This window comes from Streptomyces sp. NPDC006516 (genome assembly GCF_040611875.1).
Lineage (GTDB): Bacteria > Actinomycetota > Actinomycetes > Streptomycetales > Streptomycetaceae > Streptomyces.
Window position 1 is genome coordinate 157,407 of sequence record NZ_JBEXPD010000001.1, and the last position, 13,391, is coordinate 170,797.

The following is a 13,391-nucleotide window of genomic DNA, read 5'->3' on the forward strand; positions in this document are numbered from 1 at the left end:
TGGGCGTGGACGAGATGGACTTCATCGAGCTCGACGGCGTCGAGAAGGTCTTCGACGTGCGCCGCAGGACGGGTTTCATGCGCCGGGAGCGGCGCGAGGTGCGGGCGGTGGACGGGATCAGTTTCCGGGTGCCGCGCGGGGAGATGGTCGGTTACATCGGGCCGAACGGGGCGGGCAAGTCGACGACGATCAAGATGCTGACGGGCATCCTCACGCCGAGCGGGGGCCGGTTGCGGGTCGCGGGGATCGATCCGGCCCGGGAGCGTACGAAGCTGGCCCACCGGATCGGGGTGGTGTTCGGGCAGCGTACGACGCTGTGGTGGGACCTTCCGTTGCGTGATTCGTACCGGCTGATGCACCGGATGTACCGCATCCCGGACGCCCGTTTCCGGGAGAATCTGGACCGCTGTGTCGAACTCCTCGATCTGGGCGCCCTGTTGGAGGTGCCGGTGCGGCAGCTGTCGTTGGGGCAGCGGATGCGGGGGGACATCGCGGCGGCGTTGCTGCACGATCCGGAGGTGCTGTACCTCGACGAGCCGACGATCGGGCTCGACGTGATCTCCAAGGCCAAGGTGCGTGGATTCCTGCGGGACTTGAACGCGGAGCGGTCGACGACGGTGCTGCTGACCACGCACGACCTGACCGACATCGAGCAGTTGTGCAAGCGGGTGATGGTGATCGACCACGGCCGTCTGGTGTACGACGGGGCGCTCGCCGGCCTGCACGAGGTGGGGCGGAGCGAACGCACGCTGGTCGTGGACCTGGAGCGTGAGATGCCCCCGATCGAGCTGGGGTCGGAGCCTTCGGCGCGGGTGGTGAAGGTGGAGGGGCCGCGGCAGTGGCTGGCGTTCCCGGCGGCGGGGTCGGCGGCGCCGCTGGTGGCGCGGATCGCGGCGGAGTATCCGCTGGTCGATCTGTCGGTGCGGGAGCCGGACATCGAGTCCGTGATCGCGAAGATGTACGTGTCGGATTCGGGTCTCTAGGCCCGTTCCGCGATCGCTCTATAGGGTGCGCGGTATGACAAGTGAAAACCCGGACATGCGTGCCTCCGACGCGGAGCGGGAGCGGATCGCGGAGACACTGCGGGAGGCCGTGGCCGAGGGCCGGCTGGAGATGGACGAGTTCGAGCAGCGGCTCGACGCGACGTACAGGGCGCGCACGCGCGGGGAGTTGGAGCCGCTCGTGCGTGATCTCCCGGCGCCGGTCCGGCCGGTGACCGGGGAGGTTTCGGCGAGGGGTTCGTCCGCCGACTGGCCGGCGCGGATCGGCGGCAGTGCCACGTCGTCGGGCGGGTTCGCCTTCTGGGGAGGGTTCAGCCGGAAGGGGCACTGGACGGTGGGCCCCAAGTTCACGGCGTTCGCGATGTGGGGCGGCGGCGAGATCGATCTGCGCGAGGCCCGTTTCGCGGAGCGTGAGGTGGAGATCCGCTGCTTCACGATCATGGGCGGTATCCAGGTGACCGTGCCGCCCGACCTCGATGTGCAGGTGCGGGGCCTCGGCCTCATGGGCGGCTTCGGGGAGCATTCCAAGCTCGACGACGATCCGGAACCGGCGCCGGGTTCACCGCGGGTGCGGGTCACGGGATTCGCGCTGATGGGCGGAGTCGGTGTGGAGCGCAAGCGGAGCAAGGCGCAGAAGCGGCGGCTCCAGGAGCAGGAGCAGGAGCGGGAGCGGCTGCGGTCGCAGAACCCGGACGCGGGGGACGGGCGCAAGGAGCTCGGCTGAGCGGGACCGGTCGCTCTGCACGGAACGGCCAGGTCGCTCTGCACGGAGCGGCCCCGGCCGCTCTGTACGGAACGGCCGGGGCGGGTCAGGTCAGAAGACGTCGGCCTTCGGGGTGCCCTCCACCGCGGCGAGGTCGATGGCCTGGGCCATCGCGCGGTAGCCGGCGTCGTTGAAGTGCAGCCGGTCGCCGGAGTCGTACTCGGGCAGGATCCGGTCGGGTGCGTAGGGGTCGCGTACGGCGCGGTCGAAGTCGATGAAGGCGTCGTAGATCCTGCCGGACCTGATCTCGTCGTTGACCGCCAGGCGTACGGCGTTGCGTTCCGGTGTCCAGGTCGGGTAGCCCCGGAAGGGGGTCAGGGTCGCGCCGACGACCCGCAGTCGCCGGGCGTGCGCGCGTTCGGTGAGGGCGCGGAGTCCGGCGGTGATGCGCCGGGGGTCGGTCTCCTGGGGGCTCTGCTGCACGTCGTTGATGCCCAGCGCGATGATCACGGTCTTCGCTCCGGCCACGGAGAGCACGTCACGTTCGAAGCGGTTGGCCGCGCCGAGGCCGCCGAGGTTCTGTACGCCGCTGCGGGTGAGCGGGCTGTCGCGCAGGAGACGGTTGCCCGCGATGCCCTGGTTGGCGACCCCGTAGCGGTGCCCCAGCCGGTCGGCGAGGAGGTCGGGCCAGCGGGAGTCGGCGTCGGTGGTGGAGCCGCTGCCGGCGGTGAGTGAGTCGCCGATGGCGACGATCGCGCCGGGCGACGCCTCGTTGCGGACGTCGACGGCGGTGAGGTAGCGCCAGCGGGTGGTGCTCCAGGTGCCGTCGTCGTCGGCCAGGTAGGACGTCTGGTGGGTGTTGGGGTGCTGGGTGACGGGCCCGGCGGCGTACGGGGTGCGCAGGGTGACTTCCAGGTCGGCGTCGGGGGCGACGGGGACGACCACGGGGTCGCTGACGACCTGTCGGCCCGCGGCGACCGTGACCGTCGTCAGGCCGCGGAAGGTGACCGGCCTCGTGTTGACGGCGGCCTGGTCGATGACGAGCGGTGCGGCGCCGAAGAGGTTGGACAGGGTGATGCGGGCGGCGTCGCCACCGACGCTGGTGTGCACGATGTTGCGGATGGTCCGGCCGGGGTAGCCCTGGGCGGCGTTCGGCTCGGCGCTGACGGGGGCTCCGGTCCAGGTGACCACCCAGGTGCCGGTGGAGTGGGCCGGTGCGGCCTGGTTGCGGGCCGCCGCGTGGTTCTCGGTCCCGGTGAGCGGTGTCCGCCGCTGCTCGGTGATCAGCGAGGTTCCGAACGCGACGGCGGCGGCGAGCGCGGCGGTGCCTGCCACGAGGGCGATGAGCAGGGCATACCCCTGGCGCCTGGGCATCTGTGGTGTTTCTCCTTGCGATGTTCGACCCGGTGATCGGGTTGCTTTCATGATGCGGCAGGCCCCGGGGAACTCGACGTGCGGCCCAGGAGTAGGTGAGGTAGGGACAATGCGTACGGCACGGCGTGACGCGTACGCGGACGGGTGGAGCGGATGGAACAGGACGCGGGACAGGGAACGACCGTGGGGGCCGGGCCTCCGGACGGGCAGAGGCCGAGGCCGGCGGCCGGCGGGTTCGCGTACACCGCCGCCGACGAGGAGAAGCGGCGCGGTGTGCGCCGTATGAAGACCACCGCCACGGGTCTGCTCCTGCTCGTCGCGCTCGTGTACGTCCTCGCCACCTGGGCGGAGAACTCGGGGGTAAGCGGCTGGCCGGGCTACGTCGCGGCGGCTGCCGAGGCTGGAATGGTGGGTGCGCTGGCGGACTGGTTCGCCGTCACGGCGCTCTTCCGGCGTCCGCTCGGCCTGCCCATCCCCCACACCGCCATCATTCCCAACAAGAAGGACCAGTTGGGGGAGTCACTCGGTTCCTTCGTGGGCGAGAATTTTCTCTCCGGAGACGTCGTTCGTGACCGAATTCACGCGCTGGGTGTCGGTGCCCGGCTCGGGACGTGGCTGGCCGAGCCCGCTCACGCGGACCGGGTGACCGCCGAGCTGGCGACCGCGTTGCGCGGTGCGCTGACCGTGCTGCGGGACTCCGACGTGCAGGCCGTCGTCGGGGAGGCGATCACGCGGCGGGCCGACGCGGTGGAAGTCGGCCCGGGCATGGGCAAGATGCTGGAGAAGGTCGTCGCGGACGGCGGTCACCGCAGGGTCGTCGACCTCGTCTGCGTACGGGCACACGACTGGCTGGTGCGGCACGGTGACTCCGTGATGGACGCGGTGCAGGGCGGCGCGCCGGGCTGGACGCCCAGGTTCGTGGACAAGCGGGTGGGGGAGCGGGTCTACAAGGAGCTGCTGCGCTTCGTCACGGAGATGCGGGACATGCCGGGCCATCCGGCGCGCGGTTCGATCGACACGTTCCTGACGGACTTCGCAGCCGACCTCCAGACGGACACGGACACCCGGGCCCGGGTCGAGCGGCTGAAGTCGGAGGTCCTGGGGCGCCAGGAGGTACAGGACGTCATCGCGTCCGCCTGGTCGTCCGTCCGCGCGATGATCATGGCGGCGGCCGAGGACGAGCGCAGCGAGCTGCGGCTGCGGGCCAGGGCCTCGCTGATCTCGCTGGGTGCGAGGCTCGCCACCGACGAGCGGCTCCAGGCCAAGCTGGAGGGCTGGCTGGAGGACGCCGCGGCGTACGTCGTCACGACGTACCGCACGGAGATCACCTCGCTGATCAGCGACACGGTCGCCGGCTGGGACGCGCAGCAGACGTCCAGGAAGATCGAGGCGCACATCGGCCGCGATCTGCAGTTCATCCGGATCAACGGAACCGTGGTGGGTGCGCTGGCGGGTCTGGTGATCTATTCGGTGTCACGGGCGCTCGGGGGCTGACGTCTTCCGCCGCGCGCGCCGGAGCGGACCGGGGGCGTGCCTGTCCTGTCGTACGGGCACGCCCCCGGGTCACGCGGGGAGTTGCTCTTCAGTACGCACCCCGCGGCGCCCGTGTTCAATCCCCGGGCACGGAATTTCTCAGGCGTCCCGCCGGGGCACGAGATTTCTCAGGCGGCGCGCCGGGTGACGGCCCACGAGGCGGCGGCCACGCCTCCCGCGACGGTGAACACCGAGGGCCAGGCGCCGACCTTCTTGGCGAGGGGGTGCGAGCCGGCGAACGCGGCGACGTAGGCGAGGGTGAGGCCGGTGGCGGCCTTGGCGCCCGACTGCCGGTTCCACTCGTAGGCCGCGACCGATCCTGCGGCGGCCAGGGCGACGCCGCCCAGGGGGCGCTTTCCGGTCCAGCGTGCGATCGCGTATCCGCCGACGAGACCGCTCGCCGCCACCGCCGCTGCCGGTACGTTCGCCATTGCCGCCACCTTCGCTCTTCTGCGTACGCCGTGTCCGAGATTACGAGGATAGGCCGCCCCCGGGCGGGCCGGCCGGCCGGCCGGCCTCGTGAAGGTCCCCGGGCGGGCCGGCCGGCGCGCCCGGGGACCGGGAGGCCCGTCAGTCGGTGCCGAACTCCATCGCGGCGCGGTCCAGCAGCTCGTCGTCGCCGGAGACCTCGCCGCGGGAGGCGATGGCCTGGGCGCCGCCCTCGGGCATGGTGCCGATCAGGCCGGTCGCAGCCGCCTGGGCGGCACCGATCAGGGAGGCCTGGGACGTGCCGACGAGGCCGAGGCCCGCGAACTGCTCCAGCCGGGCGCGCGAGTCGGCGATGTCGAGGTTGCGCATGGTGAGCTGGCCGATCCGGTCCACCGGGCCGAACGCCGAGTCCTCGGTGCGCTCCATGGAGAGCTTGTCCGGGTGGTAGCTGAAGGCGGGGCCGGTGGTGTCGAGGATCGAGTAGTCCTCGCCGCGCCGCAGCCGCAGGGTGACCTCGCCGGTGACGGCCGAGCCGACCCAGCGCTGGAGCGACTCGCGGACCATCAGGGCCTGCGGGTCCAGCCAGCGGCCCTCGTACATCAGCCGGCCGAGGCGCCGTCCCTCGTGGTGGTAGTGGGCGAGGGTGTCCTCGTTGTGGATGGCGTTCACGAGGCGCTCGTAGGCGGCGTGCAGGAGCGCCATGCCGGGCGCCTCGTAGATGCCGCGGCTCTTCGCCTCGATGATGCGGTTCTCGATCTGGTCCGACATGCCCAGGCCGTGCCGGCCGCCGATGGCGTTGGCCTCCATGACCAGGTCGACCGGGGTGGCGAAGGTCTTGCCGTTGACCGTCACCGGGCGGCCCTGCTCGAAGCCGATCGTGACGTCCTCGGTCTCGATCTCGACCGAGGGGTCCCAGAAGCGGACGCCCATGATCGGGTCGACGGTCTCCACGCCGGTGTCGAGGTGCTCCAGCGTCTTGGCCTCGTGCGTGGCGCCCCAGATGTTGGCGTCGGTCGAGTAGGCCTTCTCGGTGCTGTCGCGGTAGGGCAGCCCGTGGGCGACCAGCCACTCCGACATCTCCTTGCGGCCACCGAGCTCGGTGACGAAGTCCGCGTCGAGCCACGGCTTGTAGATGCGCAGGTGGGGGTTGGCGAGGAGGCCGTAGCGGTAGAACCGCTCGATGTCGTTGCCCTTGAACGTCGAGCCGTCGCCCCAGATCTGGACGTCGTCCTCGAGCATCGCCCGGACCAGCAGGGTGCCGGTCACGGCGCGGCCGAGCGGTGTGGTGTTGAAGTAGCCGCGTCCGCCGGAGCGGATGTGGAACGCGCCGCACGCGAGTGCGGCCAGGCCCTCCTCCACCAGTGCCGCCCTGCAGTCGACCAGGCGCGCGATCTCGGCGCCGTAGGTCTTCGCGCGGCCGGGCACCGAGGCGATGTCGGGCTCGTCGTACTGGCCGATGTCGGCGGTGTAGGTGCAGGGGACGGCACCCTTGTCGCGCATCCACGCGACCGCGACCGAGGTGTCGAGGCCGCCCGAGAAAGCGATGCCGACGCGCTCGCCGGTGGGCAGGGAGGTGAGAACCTTAGACATAGGAAGAGTATGCACTGCGGCGCATGTATATGCAAATAGCGCGGAGTGGCTCTTCTTTTGATGGTCCGGCGGTCCGGGCCACGAGCAGCTCGCCGATCTGTACGCCCCCGCCGTGCAGGGTCTGGCCCCCGGCTGACGCACCGTTGGCTATAGGGTCTGGGCACACCGAACGAGGGGGGCCTCATGTTGATGCGTACGGGTCTGCGGGCCGCGATACCGGCCGTGATCCTGGGAGCGCTGCTGGCAGGGTGCAGCGCGGCGACCACCACGGACGGGCCGGGAAGCGACGTGCCGTACGTGGATCCGTCGGCGGCGGAGGCGGCGGCCGTCAAGGCGGAGGCGTCCCTGATGCCCACGCCCTCACCCACCCCCACGCTCATCATCCAGGAGGACCCGAACGCGCCGGAGCTGGTCCGTGACGCGTTCGCCGGACTCCAGGCGACCTACCAGGACGGCTGCGCCCCCGGGGGCGCGAACTGCGCCTACTTCCTGGGGCGGGTCAACGACGAGCTGAACCGGCTGGACACATCGATGAAGGCGGACAAGAAGGGCCCCGGGCACTTCAAGGAGCCCATCGCCTGGGTCGGCGCCCTGCGCACCACGCTGGACGGAGACGTCTCCACCCCGAACCTGGAGAAGCACCGCAGCGAACTGATCGGTACCAGGGACCGGATCAACACCTGGATGCAGGGCCACCCGGAGGACTACCGCTGACCGTCCGGTCCGGTCACACGCCCGCAGAGCGTCGTCCGGTCACACCCGCAGGACGTCGATCCCCAGACCGGTGAACTCCTGGACGACGTCCTCGGGCGCGTCCTTGTCGGTGACGAGGACCGACACCGCGCTCGTCTCGCAGACCTGGGCGAAGGCCCGGCGGCCGAGCTTGGAGGAGTCCGCGACGACGATCACCGTGCCCGCGCACTCGGCGAGCGCGCGGTTGGCGCCGGCCTCGGACTCGTCGTGCGTGGCCGCCCCGAAGCGCGGGTGCACGGCGTCCACCCCGAGGATCGTGAAGTCCAGCGCGAGGGTGCGCAGGACGGTGTCGACCAGAGGGCCGACGAGTTCGTACGAATTCGGCCTGGCCACCCCGCCGGTCACGACGATCTTGACCTGGGGGCGCACCGCGAGCTCGTTGGCGATGTTGATCGCGTTCGTCACCACGGTCAGCGCCACGCCGCCGCCCGACGGTTCCGGCCGTACCGCCAGCTCCCTGGCCACCTCGGAGGTGGTCGTGCCCCCGTTGATGCCGACCGTGGAGCCCGTGGGGATCAGCTCTGCGGCGGCCTTCGCGATGCGCTGCTTGTCGTCGGCGCGGCGGGCCGCCTTGTAGCGCAGGGGCAGGTCGTAGGCCACGGTGCTCACCACCGCGCCGCCCCGCGTGCGGGTCAGCAGGTTCTGCCGGGCGAGCTCGTCCAGGTCGCGGCGGACGGTGGCGGCGGAGCAGCCGAGCCGCTCGGCGGCGTCGAGTACGTCGAGATGGCCCTGGTCGCCGAGGATCTCCAGCAGCCGGGTCCATCGTGTGTGTGCCGCCACCTGGTCCTCCTTGCTCGCAGCGAACCCTATCGCCCGGGCCGGGCCAGGATGCCCAGCAGGCGTGTCACCTCCGTGGCGACGGCGTCGCGGGCCGGGCCGAGGTAGGCGCGGGGGTCGGCCGCCTCGGTGTGGGCGTCCAGATAGGTGCGGACGGCCCTGGTGAACAGCTTGTTCAGGTGGGTGGAGATGTTCACCTTCGTCATGCCCGCGCTGATCGCGGCGGCCAGCCCCGTGTCCCCGACGCCGGAGGAGCCGTGCAGGACGAGCGGGACGGCCACCGCGTCGCGCAGGCGGGAGATCAGGGCGAAGTCGAGGACGGCGTCGCGGGTCAGCATCGCGTGGGAGCTCCCGACCGCCACCGCGAGGGCATCGACCCCGGTCGCCTCGACGAACGCCCGGGCCTCGGCCGGGTCGGTGCGCACCCCGGGTGCGTGCGCGCCGTCCTTGCCGCCGATCTCGCCGAGCTCCGCCTCCACCCACACCCCGCGCGCGTGGCAGTACGCCGCGATCTCGCGGGTCGCGGCCACGTTGTCCTCGTACGGGAGCGCCGACGCGTCGAACATGACGGAGGTGAAGCCGAGCCGGACGGCCTCGCGCACCAGCCCGGCCGACTCGGCGTGGTCGAGGTGTACGGCCACCGGAACGCCCGCCGCCCGGGCGACGGCGAGCGAGGCGAGCCCGATCGGTTCGAGGGAGCCGTGGTAGCGGGCGGTGTTCTCGCTGACCTGGAGGATCACCGGCAGCCCGGCCGCCTCCGCCCCGCTCACGATGGCTTGGGCGTGCTCGATCTGCACCACGTTGAAGGCCCCGACGCCCGTGGCATCGGTCCGGGCGCCGTGGGTGATGTCACCGGTGGATATGAGCGGCATGGGCGTCCTTCGCGGATGCGGGTTGCGTGAACCCAGGCGAATGGTGCTCGAAGTTGCTCATTTATAGCGCGCTTGAAGCAGATTGGAAAAGAGCAGCCGCCTCCGGCGAAGGCCGGAGGCGGCTGACGAGGCGGTTGGCTAGGCGGTTGGCGAGGTGACTGGCGCCGTGACGATGCGGGTTACTCGCAGGCGACCCCGTCGCCGTCCCGGTCGAGGTGGGGCCCGTATCCGGGGTCGCCGCGCCGGACGGGAGCCGCCCCCGCGGCCCGTGCGGCGTCGCAGTTCCTGTAGTACACGGAAGGCGCCACCGGCGTGGCCTTCGCCTTCGGGGCCCGCGCGACCGTGGGCGTGGGCGTGGGCGTGGGCGTCGGGGTCGGCGACGGGGTGGGCTCGGAGACGGTGATCCGCACGACGGCGCTCGCGCCGGCCGGACCTCCGTCCTTCGCCGCGACCTCGTACGTGAACTCGTCCTCACCGCCGTACCCGTCGGCGGGGGTGTAGGTGAGCGAGGTGCCCTCGACCGTGACCGTCCCGTGGGGCGTCGGGCTCTCCACGGTGACGGTGAGCCCGGACGCCTCGTAGGTGTCCAGGAGGGGCGCCTCGTTGCCCCCCTCCAGGGCCACGAGGTCGTTGGCCAGTGGCTCGATCGCGATCTCCTGGCCGGCCTCGGCAGTGGCGGTGTCGTCGGCCGGCGCGAACGCCCGCACCCCGGTGGGTGGGGCCGACGCCGCCGCGGGCTCCGCGTCCTGGCTCGTGCCGTCGCCGCTGCCGCACCCCGTCAGTGTCATCAGCACGACCGCGGCCCCCGCCGACATCCTGAGCCTGCCGTGTGTCCTTCGCTTCTCCATGTGCCCCCCAAGGCGTGCCGAACTCCCGTGCAGTCGAGGGGCGATGCTCGCAGCGGCGGACGGCGCGACGGGAGCTCTTCCATGGAAAGGAAGCGGAACTGTGACGAAGGTATGAATAAGTGATGGGGGAGGTCTGGAGTCGACCGGGTCAGGTCATCGCCTGGGTCCCGATGACGTCGAGCAGGCCGAGCGCGGCGGCGGCCTCGCTGCCGGGGGCCGCCGTGTAGGCGACGACCCGCAGATCGCTGCCCGCGGCGACGAGGACGTCACAGGACAGGGTGAGCCGGCCGACCTCCGGGTGGTGGACGGTCTTGGTGCCGGACGCATGGGTGCCCACGATGCCGGAGTCCCACAGCCCGGCGAAGACGGTGCTGGTCTCCCGCAGGTCCCTGACGAGGGAGCGCAGCCCGAGGTCCGCCGGGTAGCGGGCGGTCGCCGCCCTGAGGTCGGCGACCGTGGACGCCTCGAAGTCGGCCCGCTGCGCGGGGGTCTGGGCGACCCGGCCGTGCCTGCCGGTGAAGTGCCGCCAGACAATGTTGCGTTCGCGTCCGCGCAGCGCGGAGGGGTCGCCGAACAGGGCCGCCCACGAGGGGTTGCACTCGATGAGGTTCCAGGCGGCGTCGTGGACGCTCAGCGGCGCGCCGCTCAGCTGGTCGAGCAGCCGGCGCAGGCCGGGCGGGATGTGCGTGGAGATGTGACCGGGGCCGGGTTCGGGCTGCCCCGCGAGGAGGTACAGGTAGGCGCGTTCCGCAGCCGAGAGACGCAGGGCGCGGGCCAGCGAGGCGAGGACCTGCGGCGAGGGGGAGGTGGCCCTGCCCTGTTCGAGGCGGGTGATGTAGTCGACGGAGAGGGTGGCCAGCTGGGCCAGTTCCTCGCGGCGCAGCCCCGCTGCCCGCCGTACGCCGCCTGCGGGCAGCCCGACCGTCTGCGGGGAGATCCGGTCCCGCCAGCCGTGCAGGGCCCTGCCCAGGTCGTTGCCGTCCTTGGATGCGCTCACCCCTCCAGTATCCGCGTGGGGCTCAGGAACAGCCTGGTACTGGCAGTCCCCCCGCTCCGGCGGGTACTGCCTGTTCCCCGGCACGGCGAGCAGGGTGAAGGCGTACCCGATCACCTGACGAACACGGGAGCACAGCCATGACCACCACCCTCATCACCGGCGCCAACAAGGGCCTCGGTTTCGAGACCGCCCGCCGCCTCGTCGAGGCCGGGCACACCGTCTACGCCGGGGCGCGCGACGTCCGGCTCGGGGAGGAGGCCGCGGCGCGGCTCGGCGCTCGCTTCGTCCGGATCGACATCACGGACGAGGACTCCGTCGAGGCCGCCGCGGAGTTCGTACGCAAGGACGCCGGCGGGCTGGACGTCCTCGTCAACAACGCGGGGATCGCGGGCGTCTTCAAGCCCGTGGGCGAGGTGACCGGGGCCGACATGCGGCACACGTACGAGACCAACGTCTTCGGGGCCGTGCGCGTGACCCGTGCCTTCCTGCCGTTGCTGGAGGCGAGTCCGGCCCCGGTGGTCGTCAACGTGGCCAGCGGCCTCGGCTCGATCGCGGCGACGACCGACCCGAACCGCATCGAGTCCACCGTGGCGGCGCTCGACTACAACTCGTCCAAGACCGCGCTGATCATGGTGAACTCGCAGTACGCGAAGGCCTACCCCGGCATCCGGTTCAACGCCGTGGACCCCGGCTACACCGCCACCGACCTCAACCACCACACGGGCACCAACACCGTGGAGGAGGGCGCCGACGTCATCGTCCGCATGGCCCTGGTCGGAGCCGACGGCCCGACCGGCGGGTTCTTCGACGCGGAGGGAACCGCCGCCTGGTGAACCGGGGCGGGCTCCGCGAGGGTGCTCCCGGCCGGGTGTTCAATTCGATGGCCCGATGCCCCGGGACGCTCGTACGGTGCGCGTATGACAGCCACGCTGCGCCTGGAAAAGGTGACCCCGGACAACGTCCTCGAAGCCTGCCGCCTGAAGGTCGCACCCGAGCAGGAGCGGTTCGTCTCCCCCGTCGCACGGTCGCTGGCCGAGGCCTACGCCGACCCGGAGACCGCCTGGCCCCGGCTGGTCTTCGACGGGGACCGGATGGTCGGCTTCGTGATGGCGTTCTTCGACGTACGGTTCGACCCGGCGAACCCCGAGGACCGGCCGCGCTCCGGTCTCTGGCGGCTGGCCGTCGCCGCCGGCGAGCAGGGCAAGGGCTACGGGCGCTTCGCCGTGGAGGCGGTCTGCGAGGAGCTCCTGCGGCGCGGACAGAAGCGGATCACCGTGACCTGGACGCAGGGGGAGCACGGCCCCGAGGACTTCTACCTCCGGCTCGGTTTCCGCAGGACCGGCGAGATGAGCGAGGACGAGGTGGTCGCCGAGATGGACCTGCCGCGAGCCTGACCCGGACGCGGTGATCCACATGCGGTCCGGGAGCCGGGGCGCGAGGATCGGGGATACGGGCGGTGGCCCGGCCGCGCCTCGGCCCTCTCTCGGGCTGGTTCTCCCTTCCAGGCGCCCCGGTCCGCCTCCCGGCCAAGCCGTCAGGGGGGTCTGGAGGTACGGATGCCGCGGCCCCTGTGGACCGGAGCGATCAGCTTCGGACTGGTGACGATCCCCATCAAGGTGGTGTCGGCCACCGAGAACCACTCGATCTCCTTCCACCAGTACCACCGCGAGGACATGGGCCGGATCCGTACCCGCAAGGTGTGCGAGGTCGACGGCAAGGTCCTCTCCCAGGACGAGATCGGCAAGGGGTACGAGGTCGCCAAGGACCGGACCGTGCCCGTCACCGACGAGGAACTGGACCGGATGCCGCTGCCGACGGCGAAGGCCATCGAGATCGTCGCGTTCGTCGAGGCCGACAGCATCGACCCCGTGCGGATCAGCGAGAGCTACTACCTCGCGGTCGACGGCCAGGTCGCGGCGAAGCCGTACACGCTGCTGCGGCGGGCGCTGGAGCGCAGCGCGAAGGTCGCCGTCGCGAAGTTCGCCTGGCACAACCGTGAGCGGCTCGGCCTGCTGCGGGTGCGGGACGACGCGATCGTGCTGCACGCGATGCGCTGGCCGGACGAGATCCGCAGCCCCGAGACGCTGGCCCCCCAGGAGGCGGAGCTCGACGAGGGCGAGATCGAACGGGCCGTGCAGCTCACCGAGAGCATGGCCCTGGACGACATCTCCGGATTCCGGGACCGCTACCGGGAGGCCCTGGAGGAGCTGCTCGCCGCCAAGTCCGAGGGCAAGGCGCTCCCGGCGGCGGCCGGGGGCGAGGAGGAGGAGCCCGGAAAGGTCATGGACCTCATGGCGGCGCTGAACGCGTCGGTGAAGGCGGCCAAGGAGACGCGCGGCGAGGACGCGACCGTGCACGAGATGACTCCGGGCAAGCCCCGCACCCGGAAGAAGGCCGCCCCTGCGAAGAAGGAGACGGCGGCCAAGAAGACGGCGGCGGCCAAGAAGCAGCCGGCCCGCAAGACGGCCGCCCGGAAGCGGACCGCCTCCTGACGCGGCGCGCCCGCCGGTCCCC

Annotated in this window: 14 protein-coding genes; 7 read left to right on the top strand and 7 right to left on the bottom strand. The window is 71.6% G+C overall.

What is annotated here, in order from left to right; translation table 11 throughout:
• Positions 1-14 precede the first annotated feature (14 nt).
• Both ABZY45_RS00690 and ABZY45_RS00695 read left to right on the top strand, forming a co-directional pair.
• Positions 15-983 (top strand): ATP-binding cassette domain-containing protein, encoded by a 969-nt coding sequence (locus ABZY45_RS00690; protein WP_356736518.1) that lies wholly within the window; start codon positions 15-17, stop codon positions 981-983.
• Positions 984-1,038: 55 nt separating this feature from the next.
• Positions 1,039-1,725: a DUF1707 domain-containing protein gene (locus tag ABZY45_RS00695; RefSeq protein WP_356736520.1), complete on the top strand. Its 687-nt coding sequence runs from the start codon at positions 1,039-1,041 to the stop codon at positions 1,723-1,725.
• A 90-nt stretch (positions 1,726-1,815) separates the two neighbouring features.
• Here the strand turns inward: ABZY45_RS00695 and ABZY45_RS00700 are convergent, their stop codons facing one another.
• A complete protein-coding gene (locus tag ABZY45_RS00700; RefSeq protein WP_356734654.1) occupies positions 1,816-3,078 on the bottom strand; it encodes an SGNH/GDSL hydrolase family protein in 1,263 nt (420 codons plus the stop codon).
• A 153-nt stretch (positions 3,079-3,231) separates the two neighbouring features.
• Here ABZY45_RS00700 and ABZY45_RS00705 point away from each other — a divergent pair, with 153 nt between their 5' ends.
• Positions 3,232-4,572, top strand: a complete 1,341-nt coding sequence (locus tag ABZY45_RS00705) for a DUF445 domain-containing protein (protein WP_356734656.1) — start codon at positions 3,232-3,234, stop codon at positions 4,570-4,572.
• Between the two features lie 167 nt (positions 4,573-4,739).
• On the opposite strand, the gene ABZY45_RS00710 is transcribed toward ABZY45_RS00705, so the two are convergent.
• Positions 4,740-5,042, bottom strand: a complete 303-nt coding sequence (locus tag ABZY45_RS00710; RefSeq protein ID WP_356734658.1) for a hypothetical protein — start codon at positions 5,040-5,042, stop codon at positions 4,740-4,742.
• A gap of 139 nt (positions 5,043-5,181) precedes the next feature.
• Positions 5,182-6,630, bottom strand: a complete 1,449-nt coding sequence (gene argG / locus ABZY45_RS00715; protein ID WP_356734660.1) for an argininosuccinate synthase — start codon at positions 6,628-6,630, stop codon at positions 5,182-5,184.
• A 183-nt stretch (positions 6,631-6,813) separates the two neighbouring features.
• On the opposite strand from argG, the gene ABZY45_RS00720 reads away from it, so the two are divergent.
• Positions 6,814-7,344: a hypothetical protein gene (locus ABZY45_RS00720; RefSeq protein ID WP_356734661.1), complete on the top strand. Its 531-nt coding sequence runs from the start codon at positions 6,814-6,816 to the stop codon at positions 7,342-7,344.
• Between the two features lie 39 nt (positions 7,345-7,383).
• On the opposite strand, the gene ABZY45_RS00725 is transcribed toward ABZY45_RS00720, so the two are convergent.
• The 4 genes from ABZY45_RS00725 to ABZY45_RS00740 form a co-directional block, all read right to left on the bottom strand.
• Positions 7,384-8,163: a DeoR/GlpR family DNA-binding transcription regulator gene (locus ABZY45_RS00725; protein ID WP_356734663.1), complete on the bottom strand. Its 780-nt coding sequence runs from the start codon at positions 8,161-8,163 to the stop codon at positions 7,384-7,386.
• Between the two features lie 26 nt (positions 8,164-8,189).
• Positions 8,190-9,032, bottom strand: coding sequence for a class II fructose-bisphosphate aldolase (locus tag ABZY45_RS00730; RefSeq protein WP_356734665.1), 843 nt, complete (start codon positions 9,030-9,032; stop codon positions 8,190-8,192).
• A 179-nt stretch (positions 9,033-9,211) separates the two neighbouring features.
• A complete protein-coding gene (locus tag ABZY45_RS00735; RefSeq protein WP_356734667.1) occupies positions 9,212-9,880 on the bottom strand; it encodes an excalibur calcium-binding domain-containing protein in 669 nt (222 codons plus the stop codon).
• Positions 9,881-10,028: 148 nt separating this feature from the next.
• Entirely contained in the window at positions 10,029-10,877 is an 849-nt protein-coding gene (locus ABZY45_RS00740; protein WP_356734669.1) for a helix-turn-helix transcriptional regulator, read from the bottom strand.
• Positions 10,878-11,014: 137 nt separating this feature from the next.
• On the opposite strand from ABZY45_RS00740, the gene ABZY45_RS00745 reads away from it, so the two are divergent.
• The 3 genes from ABZY45_RS00745 (at position 11,015) to ABZY45_RS00755 (ending at position 13,369) form a co-directional block, all read left to right on the top strand.
• Positions 11,015-11,710, top strand: a complete 696-nt coding sequence (locus tag ABZY45_RS00745) for an SDR family NAD(P)-dependent oxidoreductase (RefSeq protein ID WP_356734671.1) — start codon at positions 11,015-11,017, stop codon at positions 11,708-11,710.
• 84 nt (positions 11,711-11,794) lie between these two features.
• Positions 11,795-12,271, top strand: a complete 477-nt coding sequence (locus ABZY45_RS00750; RefSeq protein ID WP_356734673.1) for a GNAT family N-acetyltransferase — start codon at positions 11,795-11,797, stop codon at positions 12,269-12,271.
• 162 nt (positions 12,272-12,433) lie between these two features.
• Entirely contained in the window at positions 12,434-13,369 is a 936-nt protein-coding gene (locus ABZY45_RS00755) for a Ku protein (protein WP_356734675.1), read from the top strand.
• The last annotated feature ends 22 nt before the right edge of the window (positions 13,370-13,391 follow it).

Coding starts and splice junctions, on each gene's coding strand:
- ABZY45_RS00700 (WP_356734654.1), bottom strand. CDS start 3,078: ATGCCCAGGCGCCAGGGGTATGCCCTGCTCATCGCCCTCGTGGCAGGC.
- ABZY45_RS00735 (WP_356734667.1), bottom strand. CDS start 9,880: ATGGAGAAGCGAAGGACACACGGCAGGCTCAGGATGTCGGCGGGGGCC.
- ABZY45_RS00695 (WP_356736520.1), top strand. CDS start 1,039: ATGCGTGCCTCCGACGCGGAGCGGGAGCGGATCGCGGAGACACTGCGG.
- ABZY45_RS00690 (WP_356736518.1), top strand. CDS start 15: ATGGACTTCATCGAGCTCGACGGCGTCGAGAAGGTCTTCGACGTGCGC.
- argG (WP_356734660.1), bottom strand. CDS start 6,630: ATGTCTAAGGTTCTCACCTCCCTGCCCACCGGCGAGCGCGTCGGCATC.
- ABZY45_RS00750 (WP_356734673.1), top strand. CDS start 11,795: ATGACAGCCACGCTGCGCCTGGAAAAGGTGACCCCGGACAACGTCCTC.
- ABZY45_RS00755 (WP_356734675.1), top strand. CDS start 12,434: ATGCCGCGGCCCCTGTGGACCGGAGCGATCAGCTTCGGACTGGTGACG.
- ABZY45_RS00745 (WP_356734671.1), top strand. CDS start 11,015: ATGACCACCACCCTCATCACCGGCGCCAACAAGGGCCTCGGTTTCGAG.
- ABZY45_RS00705 (WP_356734656.1), top strand. CDS start 3,232: ATGGAACAGGACGCGGGACAGGGAACGACCGTGGGGGCCGGGCCTCCG.
- ABZY45_RS00730 (WP_356734665.1), bottom strand. CDS start 9,032: ATGCCGCTCATATCCACCGGTGACATCACCCACGGCGCCCGGACCGAT.
- ABZY45_RS00720 (WP_356734661.1), top strand. CDS start 6,814: ATGTTGATGCGTACGGGTCTGCGGGCCGCGATACCGGCCGTGATCCTG.
- ABZY45_RS00710 (WP_356734658.1), bottom strand. CDS start 5,042: ATGGCGAACGTACCGGCAGCGGCGGTGGCGGCGAGCGGTCTCGTCGGC.